This is a genomic window from Nocardioides conyzicola, assembly GCF_039543825.1.
Taxonomy (GTDB): Bacteria; Actinomycetota; Actinomycetes; order Propionibacteriales; family Nocardioidaceae; genus Nocardioides; species Nocardioides conyzicola.
The window spans coordinates 703665-721113 of record NZ_BAABKM010000002.1 but is presented as its reverse complement, the minus strand read 5'-3'; the positions used below and the strand labels follow the sequence as shown (position 1 = coordinate 721113).

The 17449-nt window shown below is 73.0% G+C and carries 17 protein-coding genes; 9 read left to right on the top strand and 8 right to left on the bottom strand.

Annotated elements, in window-relative coordinates:
- Positions 1–10: 10 nt before the first annotated feature.
- A complete protein-coding gene (glgC, locus tag ABEA34_RS06525; protein ID WP_345520430.1) occupies positions 11–1258 on the top strand; it encodes a glucose-1-phosphate adenylyltransferase in 1248 nt (415 codons plus the stop codon).
- A 2-nt stretch (positions 1259–1260) separates the two neighbouring features.
- Here the strand turns inward: glgC and ABEA34_RS06520 are convergent, their stop codons facing one another.
- Entirely contained in the window at positions 1261–2169 is a 909-nt protein-coding gene (locus tag ABEA34_RS06520) for an NAD-dependent epimerase/dehydratase family protein (protein WP_345520429.1), read from the bottom strand.
- Positions 2170–2193: 24 nt separating this feature from the next.
- Positions 2194–2772, bottom strand: a complete 579-nt coding sequence (locus ABEA34_RS06515) for a mismatch-specific DNA-glycosylase (RefSeq protein WP_345520428.1) — start codon at positions 2770–2772, stop codon at positions 2194–2196.
- 37 nt (positions 2773–2809) lie between these two features.
- On the opposite strand from ABEA34_RS06515, the gene ABEA34_RS06510 reads away from it, so the two are divergent.
- Entirely contained in the window at positions 2810–3256 is a 447-nt protein-coding gene (locus ABEA34_RS06510; RefSeq protein ID WP_345520427.1) for a hypothetical protein, read from the top strand.
- Here the strand turns inward: ABEA34_RS06510 and ABEA34_RS06505 are convergent.
- The gene (locus ABEA34_RS06505) at positions 3253–4467 is read right to left on the bottom strand and encodes a phosphodiester glycosidase family protein (RefSeq protein ID WP_345520426.1); all 1215 of its coding nucleotides are present in this window, start codon (positions 4465–4467) and stop codon (positions 3253–3255) included. The two genes, ABEA34_RS06510 and ABEA34_RS06505, sit on opposite strands and share 4 nt — an antisense overlap.
- 70 nt (positions 4468–4537) lie before the next feature.
- Here ABEA34_RS06505 and ABEA34_RS06500 point away from each other — a divergent pair, with 70 nt between their 5' ends.
- Positions 4538–5725: a site-specific DNA-methyltransferase gene (locus ABEA34_RS06500; RefSeq protein WP_345520425.1), complete on the top strand. Its 1188-nt coding sequence runs from the start codon at positions 4538–4540 to the stop codon at positions 5723–5725.
- Here the strand turns inward: ABEA34_RS06500 and ABEA34_RS06495 are convergent.
- On the bottom strand, positions 5722–6588 hold the full coding sequence (locus ABEA34_RS06495) for a LysR family transcriptional regulator (protein ID WP_345520424.1): 867 nt from the start codon (positions 6586–6588) through the stop codon (positions 5722–5724). The two genes, ABEA34_RS06500 and ABEA34_RS06495, sit on opposite strands and share 4 nt — an antisense overlap.
- Positions 6589–6672: 84 nt before the next feature.
- Between ABEA34_RS06495 and ABEA34_RS06490 the strand changes: the two genes are divergently transcribed.
- On the top strand, positions 6673–7572 hold the full coding sequence (locus tag ABEA34_RS06490) for an EamA family transporter (protein ID WP_345520423.1): 900 nt from the start codon (positions 6673–6675) through the stop codon (positions 7570–7572).
- Here ABEA34_RS06490 and ABEA34_RS06485 read toward each other — a convergent pair.
- Positions 7516–8859 carry a WS/DGAT/MGAT family O-acyltransferase gene (locus ABEA34_RS06485; RefSeq protein WP_425576861.1) on the bottom strand — a complete coding sequence of 448 codons (1344 nt, stop codon included), beginning with the start codon at positions 8857–8859 and terminating at the stop codon, positions 7516–7518. The genes ABEA34_RS06490 and ABEA34_RS06485 overlap by 57 nt on opposite strands.
- A gap of 162 nt (positions 8860–9021) precedes the next feature.
- On the opposite strand from ABEA34_RS06485, the gene ABEA34_RS06480 reads away from it, so the two are divergent.
- A complete protein-coding gene (locus tag ABEA34_RS06480) occupies positions 9022–10920 on the top strand; it encodes a hypothetical protein (RefSeq protein ID WP_345520421.1) in 1899 nt (632 codons plus the stop codon).
- 6 nt (positions 10921–10926) lie between these two features.
- Here the strand turns inward: ABEA34_RS06480 and ABEA34_RS06475 are convergent, their stop codons facing one another.
- Positions 10927–12294 (bottom strand): serine/threonine-protein kinase, encoded by a 1368-nt coding sequence (locus tag ABEA34_RS06475; RefSeq protein ID WP_345520420.1) that lies wholly within the window; start codon positions 12292–12294, stop codon positions 10927–10929.
- A 122-nt stretch (positions 12295–12416) separates the two neighbouring features.
- Here ABEA34_RS06475 and ABEA34_RS06470 point away from each other — a divergent pair, with 122 nt between their 5' ends.
- From ABEA34_RS06470 to ABEA34_RS06455, 4 genes are all read left to right on the top strand, one after another.
- A complete protein-coding gene (locus tag ABEA34_RS06470) occupies positions 12417–13058 on the top strand; it encodes an HNH endonuclease family protein (RefSeq protein ID WP_345520419.1) in 642 nt (213 codons plus the stop codon).
- Positions 13059–13204: 146 nt separating this feature from the next.
- Positions 13205–13534, top strand: a complete 330-nt coding sequence (locus ABEA34_RS06465) for a hypothetical protein (RefSeq protein ID WP_345520418.1) — start codon at positions 13205–13207, stop codon at positions 13532–13534.
- A gap of 25 nt (positions 13535–13559) precedes the next feature.
- The gene (locus tag ABEA34_RS06460) at positions 13560–14660 is read left to right on the top strand and encodes an FUSC family protein (protein WP_345520417.1); all 1101 of its coding nucleotides are present in this window, start codon (positions 13560–13562) and stop codon (positions 14658–14660) included.
- Entirely contained in the window at positions 14657–15730 is a 1074-nt protein-coding gene (locus ABEA34_RS06455; RefSeq protein WP_345520416.1) for a DNA polymerase IV, read from the top strand. The genes ABEA34_RS06460 and ABEA34_RS06455 overlap by 4 nt, the downstream gene beginning before the upstream one ends.
- Here the strand turns inward: ABEA34_RS06455 and ABEA34_RS06450 are convergent.
- Positions 15727–16854 (bottom strand): glutamate--cysteine ligase, encoded by a 1128-nt coding sequence (locus ABEA34_RS06450; protein WP_345520415.1) that lies wholly within the window; start codon positions 16852–16854, stop codon positions 15727–15729. The two genes, ABEA34_RS06455 and ABEA34_RS06450, sit on opposite strands and share 4 nt — an antisense overlap.
- Positions 16855–16874: 20 nt before the next feature.
- A complete protein-coding gene (locus ABEA34_RS06445) occupies positions 16875–17417 on the bottom strand; it encodes a DUF402 domain-containing protein (RefSeq protein ID WP_345520414.1) in 543 nt (180 codons plus the stop codon).
- Positions 17418–17449: the final 32 nt, after the last annotated feature.

Below are 17449 nucleotides of genomic sequence, written 5' to 3'. Positions count from 1 at the left end.
CGTTGAGTCCATGGCTATCGGTTCCCGGAAGAAGGTCCTCGCGATCGTGCTGGCGGGAGGCGAGGGCAAACGGCTGATGCCGCTGACCGCGGACCGCGCCAAGCCGGCGGTGCCGTTCGCCGGCATCTACCGCCTGATCGACTTCGCGCTGTCCAACGTCGTCAACAGCGGCTACCTCCAGGTGGTCGTGCTGACGCAGTACAAGTCGCACAGCCTCGACCGGCACGTCACCCAGACCTGGCGGATGTCGACGATGCTCGGCAACTACGTGACCCCGGTGCCGGCGCAGCAGCGGGTCGGCAAGAACTGGTACCTCGGCAGCGCCGACGCGATCTACCAGTCCCTCAACCTGATCAAGGACGAGAAGCCGGACATCGTGATCGTGGTGGGCGCCGACCACGTCTACCGGATGGACTTCCACCAGATGGTGAAGGCGCACGTCGCCAGCGGCGCGGCCTGCACCGTGGCCGCGATCCGGCAGCCGATCGAGCTGGCCGACCAGTTCGGCGTCATCGACGTGCACCCCGACGAGCCCGCCAAGATCCGCGACTTCCTCGAGAAGCCGACCAACCCGGTCGGCCTGCCGGACAGCCCCGGCGAGGTGCTCGCGTCGATGGGCAACTACGTCTTCGACGCCGACGCGCTCGTCGAGGCGGTGACCCGCGACGCCACCGAGATCGGCTCCAAGCACGACATGGGCGGCGACATCGTGCCGTCGTTCGTACGCCGTCAGCAGGCGGCCGTCTACGACTACAAGAACAACGACGTCGCCGGCTCGACCGACCGCGACCGCGGCTACTGGCGCGACGTCGGGACGATGTCGTCGTACTACGACGCGCACATGGACGTCGTGTCGCCGCTGCCGGTCTTCAACCTCTACAACTTCGACTGGCCGATCTACACGTCGTACGGCCCGCAGCCGCCGGCCAAGCTGGTGAAGGGCGCCGCGGGGCAGGCGCCGTTCGTCGACGAGGCGGTGCTGTCGCCCGGTGTGGTGGTGACCGGCGGACGGGTCCAGAGCTCGGTGCTGTCACCGGCGGTCCGGGTCGGTGCCGGCGCGGAGGTCGTCGGCTCGGTGCTGATGAACGGCGTGCGCATCGGCGACGGCGCGGTGGTCCACAACGCCATCCTCGACAAGAACGTCGTGATCCCGCCCGGCGCCACCATCGGCGTCGACCTCGAGGCCGACCGGGCCCGCGGGTTCCTGGTCGAGGACGGGTTGACCGTGCTCGGCAAGGACCAGGTCTTCCCTGCCTGAGGTCAGCGCAGCCCTGCGGTGATCTCGGCCAGCGCCTGGTCGAGCCCGACACCCGGCGCCCAGCCCCACGCCCGGGCCCGATCGGCGACGATCCGACCCGTCCACGCGGGACCGTCCTGCCACTCCGGCTCGACGCCCAGCGCGGCCGTGACCGTCCCGAGGTAGTCGCGCTGGGTGGCCGGGGGAGCGGCGAGGTTGACGGCGGTGCAGCCGCCCGCGACCGGACCGGCCGCCGGGTCGTCGGCGGTGCCGATCCCACCGGTGGCGACGTCGGCGAGGAACGCCGCGAGGTCGTCGACGTGCACCCACGAGAACGTCGCGTCGGGCGTCGTACGCCGCTCGGACGCGTCGTCGCGGACCTCGGCGGGCCGCAGCGTGTTCCACACCGAGGTCTCGCCGGCGCCGAGGATGGCGGGCGGTCGCACCAGCACGCGGGTCAGTCCGTCGACCGCGGCCAGGGCGGCGTCGGTGTCGCGCTTGGTGACCGAGTAGGCGTTGGCGTCGTCGCCGACCAGGTCGGACGACTCGTCCACGTCGCCGACGCCGGGCGAGCGGTCGTAGACGGCGGCGGTCGAGACGTGCACCAGCCGGTCGACGCCTGCCCGGACCGCCTCCCGCGCGAACGTGCTCGTCGCCTCGACGCCGACCTGCCGCTGGGTCGCGGCGTCGCTCGCCATCGGGTGGACGGTGGTGACGGCGGCGCTCGCGCCGGCCAGGACCGAGGCCGCGAAGTCGGCGTCGCCGAAGTCGCCGACGTGCTCCTCGACGCCCGGCAGCACCGGCGCTGCCCCGGCGCGACGGACCACCGCCCGCACCGGGACGCCGCGCTCCGCGAGCGCCTGGCAGACCCGGGCGTCGACGAAGCCGTTCGCGCCGGTGACGACGATGGGACCGGAGAGTGTGTCGCTCATGGCGCCCAGCGTGGCACGCGGTGCCTAGAGGACTCCCGCGGCCCGCGCCGCCTCGCCGTACGCCGACGCGAGCGACTGCACCGTGTCGTGGGCGTTGAGCCCGCTGGGGTTGGGCACCACCCACAGCTCGGCCCCGGCCAGCGGCTCGGCCTGGCGGCCCACGGTTGCGCGGGGCACCGAGAACGCCGCGCGGTAGGCGGTGACCCCGAGGATGGCGACGACCGTCGGAGTCGTCCGCTCGATCCGCTCGACCAGCTGCCGACCGCCCTCGCGCAGCTCCTCGGCGGTGAGCTCGTCGGCGCGGGCGGTCGCCCGGCGTACGACGTTGGTGATGCCGAGGCCGCGCGCCCGGAAGTAGTCCCGGTCGTCGTCGGTCATCCCCGCGCCCGCGTCGACCGGCCGGTCGATGATGCCGGCGGCCAGCAGCGCGGGGTAGAAGCGGTTGCCCGGCCGAGCGAAGTGGGTCTGCACGGCCGCGGTCCACAGCCCCGGGTTGATGCCGACGAACAGCAGCCTCAGCCGGGGGTCGCCGGGACCGGGGAGCAGGTCGGGCACCTCCGCGTCGCGGTAGGACTCGAGCTCGGCTCGGGTGAAGCGGGGCACTCCGGAACCGTACGGCAGCGGCTACCGTCCCATCATCATGCGCCGCACTCTCGGGACCGTCCTGCTCCTCCTCGCGCTGGTCGGCTGCGGCTCGGACTCCGACCCGGGGTCGAGCGCCGGCTCCGGTGGGAGTGACGGTGCGCCGCAGGTCACCACGGTCGCGATGCTGACGGGTACGTCGGCGGGCGGGGTCGTCACCACGCGGCCGACACCGGTCGCCGACGAGGCCGCGGCGCGGGAGTACGGCGCGGGCTTCCGCAACGACCGCCTGCAGGGCGAGATCGTGGACGCGGTCGCCGGCGCGGACGTGCCGGCGGGCAAGCAGCTGGCGCTGGCGGTGGTGGCGATCGGTTGCGAGGTGCCGACGAAGGTGGTGGGCACGGGCACGGCCGACGCCGTCACGCTCCGCGCCGTCCTGCCCTCGCCGACCAAGGAGTGCTTCGCGCCGATCACGACGGTCGCGCTGGTGCTGCTGCCCGCCTAGCCCTTCGGCTTGCGGTAGGTCACCTCGAGCGCGTTGGCGACCCGGCGTAGGAAGCCGTCGGACGGCGTGTTCACGACGCGGTTGCGGCCCTCGAGGCCGCGCGCCACCATCGTCGACGACCCGCCGCCGTCGAGGTTGAGCGCCTGGTCGGCGCCCAGGTCGACCATCAGGTTGGCCAGCTCGAGCATCGTGTAGCCGCGACTGCCCGCACGCCGGCCGTCGATGACCAGCAGCAGGATCTCGCCGGTGTCGTTGTCGACGCCGATCGCCGTCCGCGGGTGCATCACCCGGTTGTCGATGACGCTCACGACGCCATCGGTGACCAGCAGCTGGTTGCCGGTGATGGCCATCCGCGGGTGGCCCCGGAGGGCGGCGCGCACCACGACCCGCATGCCCTTCTTGAGGCCGCGGAGCTGGCGCACCCCGGCACCCCGGCCGATCAGCACGCCACCCGGGATCACCTTGCCGGCCTTGAGCCTCGTGGCCACCCGGACGACCCGGTGGTGCTTGATCCACACCGCCCGGACCTTCGTGCGCTGGCCCTGGGTCACGGCGTAGCCGGCCGTCGGTCCCCAGCGCGGCGTGTAGTAGCCGACGCTGTCGGCCGGCACGTACGGCGAGTTCAGGGTGGTCAGCGTGATCTCGGGGTGGTGCCGCACCCGCAGGTCCAGCGGCAGCTCGCCGATCCGCGGCCGGCCGCGGTGGTCGAGGTAGAAGGCGGAGTTCCAGCCGCTCGTGCGGCCGTGCAGCACACCGTGGGCGCGGTCCTTGCCGAGGCCGAGCGGGGCGCCCGTCCGCCCGATGTCGTAGAAGTCCCCGTTGACGCCGGCCACCGCACCGCCGCGCGCGAGGATGTCGGGCACGGTCGCGACGCCGCGCACGGTGCCCGAGTCGGCGTAGTCGAGCCGCAGCCCGGGAGTCCGGGGATCGAGGGTGAGCAGGTGCGCCTGGATGGGGCCGCGGGCGTCGGTCTGCGTCCAGCGTGTGTAGGTCACGCCCGGGACGACCGCGCGGGTGATGACGCTCGAGCGCTGCGAGGCGCCGAGCCGGCCGACCACGTCGGGTGCGATCCAGCCGGGCTCGTCGCCCGAGGTGTGCCGGGGGTGCAGCACCCGCCGGTCGGCGTGCTCGGACCTCTCGGCGATGGCCGGCGAGCCGGTGACGAGGGCGCACGCGAGCACGCCCACGACCACCGACACCCGAGTCCGCACCCGCCCCAGGGTAGGTCGCCCTCGGCGCGGATCAGGCAGGAGCTCCGCGTGTCGTCCTACCCTCAGCGGCATGGGCGAGCCGTGGAACGCGTTCGTCGAGGGCGACAACCTCGACGTGCTGCCGACGCTGCCTGCTCGCCTCGGCCGCGCCGTCGACCTGGTCTACATCGACCCGCCGTACAACACCGGCAACGACTTCGCCTACCACGACGACTTCCGGGAGGACGGCTCGCGGCGCAGCCGCCACCAGGCCTGGGTCGCGATGATGCGGCCGCGGCTGGAGGCCGCGCGCGAGGTGCTGGCCGAGACAGGCGCGATCTTCGTCAGCATCGACGACAACGAGGTCGCGCACCTGCGGCTGCTGATGGACGAGGTGTACGGCGAGGACAACCTGCTCGCCCAGGTGGTGGTCAACCTCAACCCGAAGGGCCGCCAGCTCGGCAAGGGCTTCGCGACCAACCACGAGTACGTCCTGGTCTACGCGCGCGACGCCCGGCGTACGGTCCTCGACGCGAGCAGCGCCGACGGCGTCGACGAGCGCGACTTCCCGCTGACGGCGCCGGACGGGCGGCGCCACCGGCTGCTGCCGCTGCGCAACACCAACAAGAAGTTCAACCCGGTCACGGCGCGCACCCTGCACTTCGCCGTCTGGGGCGATCCCGGGAGCGGGCGGGTGAGCACGACGCCGTTCGACGGGGCGGTCGAGATCGAGCCCGTCTTCGGTGACGGCCGGCCGGCGGTCTGGCGGTGGAGCCGACCGCTCATCGACGAGCGCCCCGAGGACGTGGTCTGCCGCGTGGTCAAGGGCAAGAACGGCGACCGGGTCGACGTCTACCAGCGCGACTGGCTGCACCGCGACGTCCCCGGTGGTCGACGCAAGAAGCTGCGCACCATCTGGCTCGCCGAGGAGGTCGGCTCGACGGACACCGCCGTCGCCGAGCTCAAGGAGCTGGTCGGCCACGTCTTCGAGTCGCCGAAGCCGACCGGGCTGGTCCGCCGGATCCTCGGGACGATGCCCGACGACGCGCTGGTGGTCGACTTCTTCGCGGGCAGCGGTACGACGGGGCACGCGGTCGCCCTCCAGAACGCCGCCGACGGTGGCTCACGCCGCTGCGTCAGCGTGAACTCCGCCGAGCCCACCCGCCCCGGCTCCAACGCCCGCAACGCCGGCCTGCTGACGGTCGCCGACATCACGCGGGCCCGCCTGCAGGCCGTCGCAGACACCGTCGGCGGCGGCTACGAGGAGCTCGCCCCTTAGGTCGGCACGGCCAGCCGGTCCAGCACCGCGCGCAGGGGCGGCCACCGGTCGCGGCCGCGCCGCGTCACGGCGTACGCCCGCATGGTGACCCGCGGGTCGGTCAGCGGCAGCACGCGCACGCCGCGCCGGGACGCCGGGCCGCGTGGCAGCAGCCCGATCCCGCGCCCGGCCACGATCAGGTCGTCGACCAGCTCCAGCGCGTCGATCCGGTGCACGATCCGCGGCGTGAAGCCGGCCATCGAGGCGAGCGTGCGGAGCACCTCCTCGTCGGCGGTGTTGCGAGAGTTCACGATCCAGTCGCGGTCGGCGTAGGACGCGAACGGCGCGCGCCTCTCCCGGGCCGGCACGCCGAGGCCCCAGTCCACGCTCCACAGCTCGGCGACCTCGTGGTCGCTGCGCCAGGAGAGAGGTGCGAGGTTGTAGTCGTAGGTGAGCGCGAGGTCGACGTCGTCGCGGGCGAGCAGGTCGAACGCCTCGAGCGGCTCGTACTCGTGCACCCGCACCTCGATGCCGGGGTGGGTCTGCGCGAGGTCGTCCATCGCGGGCAGGAGCGAACGCCGGATGGCGGTCGCGAAGCCGGCGACCCGCAGCACCCCGACAGGTTCGGCGGCCGGGTCGAGGTCGAGGCGCGCGGCCTCCACGGCGGCGAGGATGGTGACCGCGTGCTCGGCCAGCCGGTGGCCGGCGGGGGTCAGCCGCACCCGGCGGCCGTCCGGCTCGACCAGCGGGGTGTGCACCTCGCGGGCCAGGGCGGCGATGCCTTGGGACACCGCGGACGTCGTGGTGCCGAGCTCGGCGGCGACCTCGTGCATCGACCCCAGCCGGGAGAGCTCGAGGAGCAGCCGGAGCCGACGTACGTCCATGTCACCATTGTTCAGATCTGCTGAACGATATGTCCAGCAAAGACACGTGGACGTGTACGGATCTCCGGGTCTCTACTGAGGGACATGAAGTCCCAGTCCCGGACCGGTGCCTCGATGGCGATGGTCTCCATGCTCTGCGTCCAGCTCGGCCTGGCCGCCTCCGTCGGCCTGATCGACCACGTGGGCGCCGAGGGTGCGGCCTGGCTCCGGCTGACCTGGGCCGGCCTGCTCATGCTGGCCATCGTCCGGCCGCGCGCATCGGCGTTCAGCCGCGAGGCGCTGCGCGCCGGCATCGCCCTCGGCGTCGTCACCGCCGGGCTCACCATGCTGTTCATGGCGGCGGTCGCCCGCCTGCCCTTGGGTACGGCGAGCGCGCTGGAGTTCCTCGGGCCGCTCGGTGTCGCGGTGGTCCGCAGCCGGGGGACCGGGCGCCTGTGGGCACTGCTCGCCGCCGTCGGGGTGCTGTGCCTGACCCAACCCTGGGCCGGTGCCGCCGACCCGGTGGGGGTCGCCTACGCACTCGGCGCGGCCGCCTGCTGGGCGGCGTACATCCTGCTCACCCAGCGGGTCGGCGACCACGTCAGCGGGATCGCCGGGCTGTCGATCTCCATGCCGGTCGCGGCACTGGTCGCGACCGTCGTCGCCGGACCGGGCGTCATCGGGCAGCTGACGCCGGAGCTGGTGCTCATCGGTCTGGGGCTGGCGATCCTGCTGCCCGTCGTACCGTTCACGCTCGAGCTGCTGGCCCTCCGTCGCCTCACCGCCGGCGCGTTCGGCACGCTGATGGCGCTGGAGCCGGCGTTTGCGTTGGTCATCGGGTTCGCCGCGCTGCACCAGGTGCCGAACCTGCTCGGCGTCGTCGGTGTCGGGTTCGTGGTTGCGGCGGGGGTCGGTGCCGAGCGCAGCGGTGCGCGCGCGGACGCGCCGTCAGACGCCGGCGGCCTTCTCCAGCGCGACCAGCTCGCCGTCGAGGTAGGTCAGTAGCCGCTGCAGGTGCGGCACCGTCCGGCGGCAGCCGATCAGGCCGAAGCCCAGGTTGCCGTCGTACGAGATGCACGTGATGTTGAGGGCCATCCCGTTGATCGGGATCGACAGCGGGTAGTGGCCGACCAGCTTGGCGCCGTTCCAGTACTGCGTCTCGCGCGGCCCGGGGACGTTGCTGATGATCAGGTTGTACGGCGGCCGCACCAGGCCCGACATCCGCAGCATCGGTGCGGCGATCGCCGGCGCCTGGCCGAGCGCGCTCATCGCCATGATCTGGAGGGGCGTCATGGTCGACAGCGCCTCCTTGCCGTCCTGCATGGCGGTGTGGATCACCATGAGGCGGTCGATCGGGTCCTCCAGGTCGGTGCCGAGCTGGCACATCACCGAGCCGACGGCGTTGCCGCCCTCGGTGGAGGCGATGTGGGACTCCTTGGCCTTGAGCCCGATCGGCACCATCGCGACGAGGGGCGTGTCGGGGAGCGCGCCGAGCTCGAGCAGGTAGCGGCGTACGGCGCCGCCGCACATCGCGAGCACGATGTCGTTGAGCGTCGTCCCGGTCGCCTGGCCGATCGCCTGCAGCCGCTCGATCGGCCAGTCCTGCGCGGCGAACCGTCGTGAGCCGGTGATCTTCTCGTTGAAGATCGTGCGCGGTGCGTAGAGCGAGAGCGACGAGGTCTCGTTGCGCACGCCCTTGCTGATGGTCTTGATCAGCGCGCCCGGCAGGCCCGCGGCCTCGGCGGTGATGCCCAGCGCCGAACGCAGGGCCATGGTCGGGATCTCGGAGAGCTCGGTCTGCTCGCGCGGTGCCTTGGTGCGGCCGCGGCGGGTCCGGGCGTCCCACGGCGGCGGCATGTCGCGCAGGTCGGGGTCGGGGCTGAGCGTGCTCTGCACCAGCCGCATCGCCGAGATGCCGTCGACCAGCGAGTGGTGGACCTTCGTGTAGAGCGCCACCCGCCCGTCGCGCAGGCCCTCGATGACGTGTGCCTCCCACAGCGGCCGCTCCCAGGCGAGCCGGGTGCTGTGCAGCCGGCTGCTGAGGTCGAGCAGCTCGCGGATCCGGCCCGGCTTCGGCAGCGCGCTGTGCCGGACGTGGTGGTCGATGTCGAACTGCTCGTCCTCGACCCAGGTCAGCTGACCGGCCGTCGAGATCGAGCGATGGGGCCGCTTGAGGAAGAGCGGCGCGATCTCCTCGACGTCACGCATCGACTCGTACATCTCACGGCCGTAGCTGCGGCCCGCACCCTCCGGCTTCTCGAAGAGCTGGAGGCCGCCGACGTGCATCGGCATGGAGCGGTTCTCGACGAGGAGGAAAGCCGTCCCCGTCGGATCGATCAGCGAGCCCACATCGCCCCTCACATAGGTGTGGCGTCCGAGTGTGCATCCTCGTGACGGCCGCCACAAGGATGTAACGCTCTCGGCCCGTCGCGCGCTGTCCGTAACGTGACCTCAGTGAAGCGCACCGCCGTGACCGTTGCCGCCGGGCTCGTCCTGTCGCTGGTGGTGGTGTTGCCCACGGGGTCCGCCAGTGGAGCGCCGACCTGGGTCGACCCGGCCGACCTCCCGGACGTCGAGGGAGTCACCCAGCTGCACGTCAGGGGCGCCTCGCTGCTGTGGGTGGATGCGGCGTCCGGGGACATCCTGTCGGCCGCGCGATCGGCGGACGGGACGTGGACCGAGCCCACGGTCCGGGCCGATCCCGCGAGTGATGCGGTGATCGACGACACGGGCAGGTACGGGCCCGACGCCTACACCGTCGGCGACCAGCTGTTCGTCCTGGACGCAGACGGCCCGCGCCCCCTGGGCGACGCGGTCCCGGGGGTGGCCCACGGCTCCGGGCAGGGCGTCGTCTGGGCAGAGCCGGTCGAAGGCGGTCAGCGTCTCGTCTCCTCCGAGGACCCATCGGCGCACCGAGTCGTCGTGCCGACGGCTGACGTGACCTACCTGGACCTCGTGGCTACGGAGTCCGAGCTCCGCGAAGGGGGCGTCACGCAGTTCTTCGTGTGGATCTCCCGGGCGCCCGGTGGCACCCCGCGGGCGTGGGCGTCGAGGGGCAGGACAGGCGAGGCGCCGGTCGCCCTCAGCGCCGCGGGCGCGACGGCCTCGTCGCTCGGGACCAACGAGGACGGGCTGGTGACGTGGACCGAGGAAGGGACCGACGGCCCGGCGGTGGTCCGCGTCGGCGATGCCGATGCCGACACGGGGAAGTGGCACGTGCGCACCGTGTCCACCGGCACCGGTGACGCCGCGCAGCCCGTCGTCGGCTGGGCCCACGAACCCGGAGCCGCGAACCGGTTCGTGACCTGGCGCGAGCAGCGCGGCGACACCTGGGTCGTGCTGAGGGCCACGGAGAGCGAGCGCAACGGCCCGTGGTCCGCTCCCGTCACGGTCGCGTCCGGTCCGGGCGTGCTCGCGGCACGGCAGTTCGCCGCTCGTGACGACGCCGTCGCGATCTGGTGCCGGCCGGCGGCCGCCGGCTGCACGATGCAGGCCAGGACCACCGGTCCCACGCTCGGCCCGGTCGCGACCCTGGGGACGGTCGAGGACGCCGCCGCCGCATCGATCGTTGCGCCGAGCGACGCGTTCGCCTGGTTGGACGGCACCCCGGGTGTGCGTATCGCGGCTCTCGACGCCGAGGCGCCGCGGTCCATGTACTCGGTCGTCCCGGCTGCCGCGTTCTCCGGTACGGCGATCGCGCGCTGGTCCGCCCCGCTCGACAACTGGAGCGCCGTACCGTCCTACCGCTTCCGGATCAGCGACAGGGGCCCGCGCTCGTTCAGCGGCCTGGAGGACTGGGACACGCCGGTCAAGCCGACGACGGCTACCACCAGCAAGCTCACGGTGGAGCCGGGGCACACTCGGTGCCTCGGGGTCCAGGGAGTCGATGCCGTGGGCAACCACGAGAGCGCCGGGCGCCTGTTTGCCGGCAACGGCTCGTGCGTGACGGCACCGCTCGACGAGCGTGAACTGGAGCGGTCGAAGGGGTGGACGAAGGTCTGGGACCGCGACAGCCACAACCACACGCTGCTGCGGACACGGAAGGCGGGTGCCACCTTGACCTTCGAGCGCTACTCGCTCCAGCGGATGCTGCTCCTGGTCAAGCGGGTCCCGAACGGCGGCACCGTCGTCGTCCGCCTCAACGGTCACAGCATCGGCACGATCGACACCTCGGGGCCGGTGCGCCGCCGCACGGCGTACCTTGCCAAGAAGCTGCTTGCTTCCGGCGACCTCAAGGCACGGACGCTCACGATCACGGTCGTCTCCCGGGGCAAGCCGGTGCTGGTCGACGGCGTGCTCCTCGCGGACCACATCCAGAAGGCGAGCGAGGTCAACCGGCTCACCAGCCCCTGATCCGCGTCAGGGCTTGTGCTTGCCGGGCTTGGGACCCTTCGGGTGCGCCGGACCCTTCGGGCCCTTGGGCTTCTTCGGCTTCTTGCCGTGGGGGTGGGTGACCGGCGTCGCCGGCGGAGCTGACTTCGCGGCCGCCGACGCGGACGAGGAGGCCGACGCCGTGACAGCGGTCGCGGCGGGGCCCGTGGACACCCGCAGCACGACGGTCGCGGGCTCGCCGCCGTCGTACACGCCCGGTCCCGGGGACTGGCGGAGCACGACGCCGCGCGCGGCCGATCCGTCGACCGGACGCCGTACGACGTCGAAGCCGGCCGCGCGGAGCTCCTTGGCCGCGGCGGCGACCTGGTCGCCCCGGACGCTCGGCACCACGAGCTCCTCCGCGGCCCCGGCGGGCGGGGTCGCGTCGTCGCCGTTGAGGACGACGAGCGTGGTGCCCACCCCGAGCAGCAGCACGGCCGCCGCGGCGATGGCGACCAGCCGACGACGGTCGAAGAACCGGTGAGGAGTGGCGACCGCGGCGGGCATCGGGGGCAGCACGACGGTCGGCTGCTGGTCGAGCATCGCCACCCGCTGGGCCACCTCGGCGGCCGTCGGCCGGTCGCCCGGCTCCGGCGACAGCATCGTGCCGACCAGCGTCCGCATCGGGGCGGGCACGTCGGTCCCCAGCTCCGGGGCGTCGTCGTTCAGGCGGGCGAGCAGGGTCGCCGCCTGGGTCTCCCGGCGGAAGGGCGACGTGCCGCTCAGGCACTGGTGGGCCACGATGCCGAGGGCGTAGATGTCGGACGCCGCCGTGGCGCGCTGGCCCCGCACCTGCTCGGGGCTGAGGTAGTCGGCCGAGCCGATGATCTGGCCGGTCTCGGTCAGCGGCTCGGTCGTGTCGGAGCGGGCCACGCCGAAGTCGACGAGGACGGCGCGGCCGGTGCCGGTCACGAGGATGTTGGAGGGCTTCAGGTCGCGGTGCACGATCCCGGAGGCGTGCGCGACGGCCAGCGCCTGGGCGAGCTCGTCGAGCAGGGTGGCGACGGTCGCGGGGTCCAGAGGTCCCCGCTGACGGAGCACCTCCGACACGGGCGTCCCCTCGACGTGCTGCATCACGACGTACGGCGTCGGCCCGCCCTCGCCGGGCGCCTCGCCGTAGTCGTAGACCTGGACGATCCCTGGGTGCTGCAGCCCGCCGGCGAACCTGGCCTCGGCCTGGAGCCGGGACCGCGTGACGTCGTCGACCTCGCGTCCGTGGTGGAGCAGCTTGACCGCGACGATCCGGTCCAACCGGGTGTCCCGCGCGCGGAAGACCGTCCCCATGCCGCCGGAGCCGATCCGTTCGATCAGCTCGTACCTGCTGTCGAGCAGGTCCCCGGGCGCGCGTGTGTCCACGAGCGGTCTGTACCCAGCCGGCACCTCCGAGAACCCGGGATGCAAGGGGTTTCACCGTTGCGGCGGGGCGGCCGTCCGCGATGAGGTCGAAGCGCCCGCTCCAGCCCCTCTCGGGAGGTCTCATGCTGCGTCGCCTGTTGCTCGTCGTCCTGGTCGTCACCGGTCTTGTCGCCGTCCCCACCGCGGCCCAGGCCGCGACCTACTCCGCCCCACTGAGCCAGGCCGTTGCGGACCTGCCGGTCGCGGGCGAGGTGCGCACGGGGTACGACCGGGACCTGTTCACCCTCTGGGTCGACGCCGACGGGGACGGCTGCAACACCCGCTACGAGGTGCTGATCGCGGAGGCCGAGGAGGCGCCGTCGGTCGGGTCGGGATGCGCGCTGAGCGGTGGGCGCTGGTACTCCTACTACGACGGGGTCTCCCAGACCGCTCCGGCGGATCTCGACATCGACCACATGGTGCCCCTCGCCGAGGCCTGGGACTCCGGGGCGCGGAGCTGGTCGAGCGCGAAGCGGGAGTCCTACGCCAACGACCTGGGCGACTACCGGACCCTGGTGGCCGTCACCGACTCCGTGAACCAGACGAAGAGCGACCAGGACCCGGCCGAGTGGCTGCCCGCCCAGCAGCGGTGCCGCTACGTGCGCGAGTGGGTGGCCGTGAAGCACCGCTGGGCGCTCAGCGTCGACAGCGCCGAGAAGAGCGCGCTGACCTCCCTCGCCGCCGGGTGCGACGACACGACGATCTCGGTGGAGCTCGCCGGCTGAGCCCGGCGCGGGCCGGGTCTCGTCCACAGAGCGGCTTCCGACACCGGTCCCCACAGGGGGCCTGCGTCGGCCCGGCGGACGTCCCCGTCCGCTCCTAGCGTCGTCGGCGCACCGGATGGGCCGGTGCGTCAACCTCGGGAGCATCCATGCGTCATCTGATCGTCCTGACCGTCGCCGTCGTCGCGGCCACCCTCGGCTGCGGGTTCGGGGTGACCGCGATCGCGGCCGGCTCCGGCGACGACGGCGGGCCGCCGGGCGACACGATCGTCGCGGTGACCGGTGACGCGGCCAACGGCTTCGAGATCCAGCACTACGACGGGACCTCGCTCTACCCGCCGACCGACTCGGAGGCGCGGGCCGAGTGCGGTGAGTACGACAAGCGCATCGACCGGGTGCGCTGCCGGGTCGAGGTCCGCACCTGGTACCGCGACCTCGCCGACCTCCAGCAGGCGCTGGACTGGGCGCACGCCCCGTAGGTCCGGTCATGACAGGATCGCGGCCATGGAGGCGGGTCCGCTCGACCGGATGTGGGATCGCGGCCGCACGTCGGCCAGGTCCAGGGTCGCGCGCTGGCGCTCCAAGTGGTGGCAGATCGGCCAGTGCGCCCTGGCGGCGGGCGTGGCCTGGCTCATCGCGGCCGACCTCTTCGGGCACACGACGCCGTTCTTCGCCCCGGTCGCCGCCGTCGTCGCGCTCGGCACCTCCTACGGGCAGCGCCTTCGTCGCGTCGTCGAGGTGACCATCGGCGTCGCGGTCGGGGTGTTCCTGGCCGACCTGCTGGTCGCGTGGCTCGGCTCCGGGTGGTGGCAGATCGGCCTGATCGTGGCGCTGTCGATGACGGCCGCGTTCCTGCTCGACAGCGGGCAGCTCCTGGTCACCCAGGCGGCCGTGCAGTCGATCGTCGTCGCCGCGCTGGTGCCCGACCCGGGCGCGGCCTTCACCCGGTGGACCGACGCGGTGATCGGCGGTGGTGTCGCGCTGCTGGCGGCGACGGCGGTGCCGGCGGCGCCGCTGCGGCGACCGCGCGAGCAGGCGGCGGTCGTGATGCGCAAGATCGCGGCGCTGCTGCGTGCCGCGGGGGAGGTGATGGAGGACGGCGAGGTCGAGCAGGCGATGGACCTGCTGGCCGACGCGCGCTCGACCGACTACCTGATCCGCGAGCTCCAGGCGGCCGCCGACGAGGGGCTGTCGGTGGTGGCGTCCTCCCCGTTCCGGGTGCGCCACCGCGGTGACCTGATGAAGATGTCCGAGCTGGTCGACCCGCTCGACCGCGCGCTGCGCAGCACCCGGGTGCTGGTCCGACAGACCGCCGTGGCGGCCTACCACCGACGGCCGGTCCCGAGCTCGTACGCCCACCTGGCGCACGACCTCGCCGACGCCGCGGACCTGGCGTCGGCGGAGCTCGCCGCCGACCGGATGGCGGTGGCCGCGCGGGTGCCGCTGCTCGCGGTCGGTGAGGCCAGCGGCCGCGTGGAGCGCACCGACGTGCTCGCCGCGGAGGCAATCCTCGCGCAGCTGCGCTCGGTGGTCGTCGACCTGCTGATGGTCTCCGGGCTCGGCCAGCTCGAGTCCACGGACGCGCTGCCGCCGCCACCGCGATGAGCCAGCGGTGGGTGCTCCACGTCGACCTGGACGAGTTCCTGGCAGCCGTCGAGGTGCTGCGCCACCCCGAGCTCGCCGGCCTCCCCGTGGTGGTCGGAGGCCGGGGTGACCCGACGGAGCGGGGCGTGGTGTCGACGGCGTCGTACGCCGCGCGCGCCTTCGGTGTCGGCTCCGGGATGCCGCTGCGCGTGGCCGCTCGCAAGTGCCCCGAGGCGGTGTTCCTGCCGGTCGACAAGGAGGCCTACACCGTCGCCTCCGACGAGGTGATGGCCACGTTGAGGTCGCTGGAGTGGGGTGGCGTGCCGGTGGTCGTCCAGGTGCTCGGGTGGGACGAGGCCTTCCTGGGCGCCGGGCCGGGGCACGGCGACCTCGGCGACCCGCGGGCGTTCGCCGACCACGTCCGGGCGGCGGTGCTGGAGGCCACCGACCTGCACTGCTCGGTCGGCATCGGGGACAACAAGCTCCGGGCCAAGATCGCGACCGACTTCGGCAAGCCGCGTGGCGTCTGGCAGCTGACGGCCGACAACTGGGACGAGGTGATGGGCGAGCGCCCGACCACGGCGCTGTGGGGGATCGGCGCCAAGACGGGCAAGCGCCTGGCCGGGCTCGGGATCGACACGGTCGACCAGCTCGCCCACTCCGACGCGCGGGTGCTGGCGGCCGAGATCGGGCCGTCCACCGGCCCCTGGCTGCACCGCCTCGGCCGAGGCGAGGATCCGAGCCCGGTCGACGCGACGCCGTGGGTGCCCCGGGCGCACGGACGCGAGGAGACGTTCCAGACCGACATCGAGGACTGGGACGAGGTCGCCGACGCCGTACGCCGCATCGCGCGCCGCGTCGTCGACGACATCGACGCCGAGGGCAGGCCGGCGGCGCGGGTGGGCCTGAAGATCCGGCTCAAGCCCTTCATCACGCTGACCCGCAGCCTCACCCTGCCCGAGCCGACCAACGACCCCGACGCCCTCGCTGAGGCGGCGGTGTCCCTGCTCGACCGGGTCGAGCACGACCGGGCGGTCCGGCTGCTCGGCGTACGCCTCGAGATGGTGGCGCCGCCCGAGGGCTACGGCTAGAGGCTGTCGCGCAGCTCGCGGACCACCGAGTCGACGACGGCGACGAGGTCCCCCTCGTGCTCGGCCGCCACGATCCGTTGGCGTTGGTACGACGCGCCCCGCCGCGGCACGTCGAGGACGGAGGCGAGCTCGGCCGAGCACCCCAGCCGGTCGGCCACCGGGGCGAGGCGCTCGACGAGGTCGGCCAGGTCGTCGGTGACCAGGCGTTCCTGAGACGCGGCGTCGGTGATGATGATCGCGTCCAGCCCGTAGCGGGCCGCGCGCCACTTGTTCTCCTGCACGTGCCAGGGCGGCAGCACCGGCAGCTCCTCGCCGCCGGCGAGCCGGGTGTCGAGGTCGACGACCAGGCAGTGCGTCAGCGCGGTCAGGGCGGCGAGCTCGGTGATCGTCGAGACGCCGTCGCAGATCCGGTTCTCCAGGGTCCCGAGGTGGGCCGCGGGCCGGACGTCCCAGCGGATCTCGTTGAGCTCGTCGATGACGCCGGTGGTCATCTGGTCCTGCACGAACGACTCGTACTCCGACCAGCTCGTGAACTGGAAGGGCAGCCCCGCGGTCGGCAGCTGCTGGAACATCAGTGCCCGGTTGGAGGCGTAGCCGGTGTCGACCCCGGCCCAGACCGGCGACGACGCCGAGAGGGCCTGCAGGTGCGGGTGGTAGTTGAGCAGCGCGGACAGCACCGGCATCACCCGCTCCTGCGACGGCAGCCCGACGTGCACGTGCACGCCCCAGATCAGCATCTGCCGGCCCCACCACTGGGTCCGGTTGATCAGCTCCTCGTAGCGGTGGCCCTCCGAGAGCTGCTGCACGGTCCACGACGCGAACGGGTGGGTGCCCGCCCCGAAGAGATCGATGTCGAGCTCGTCCCCGGCCGGGATCACTGCCGCGAGGGTGCCGCGCACGTCGTCCATCGCCTCGCCGACCGTGTGGCACACCCCGCTCACGACCTCGACGGTGTTGCGCAGCAGCTCCTTGTGCAGCTTGCCCGGGTCGGCCAGCCGCGGCTTGCTCCGCGCGAAGAGGTGCGTGGCGTCGTTGCGCAGGTCGCGGGTGCGCCGGTCGACCAGCGCGAGCTCCCACTCGACGCCCAGCGTCGGCTCGGGGGATCCGTGGAAGTCGATGCGCACGCAGCACAGCGTTCCACAGCTCAGCGCGGGAGGGCGTCTCCCAGGCGGGCGAGCCACGCCGCCGCGGTGTCCCCGTCGTACGGCGCCCGCCCCGCCAGCACCTGCGCGTGCACGCTCTCGCACGACGCGACCGCGGCCCGGGCGACCTCGTCGGGGTAGCCGAACCGGACCCGGTGGTCCGCGAACTCGTCCTCGTCGTCGATCCAGACCCGCCCGGTCGGCCCGCAGATGACGTCCAGGTCGAGGTCGACGGCGCGCACGACGGATCCGTCCCACACCGGTGGCGTGGTGATGTCGACGTACACGCGCAGCGGTCCGCCGACGTCGTGGAACGTCGCGAGCCAGCCACGACCGTCGTCCGCTCCGGAGGCCGGCACCAGGCCGAGCTGGTTGGTCTCCGCGACGTACGACGCACCGGGCCGCGTCATCCGGGTACCGGCTGCGATGCCCAGCCAGTCGCCGTGCGCGTCGCTGCCGAGGAAGGCGCAGTCGAACTCCCAGTGCGGCCGCCCACCCCACTTGGTCATCACCACGCGGAGAGGGTCGCCGGGGTTGTGTGCCACGTCCGTTGTCTACACGATGCACGATCACCAGG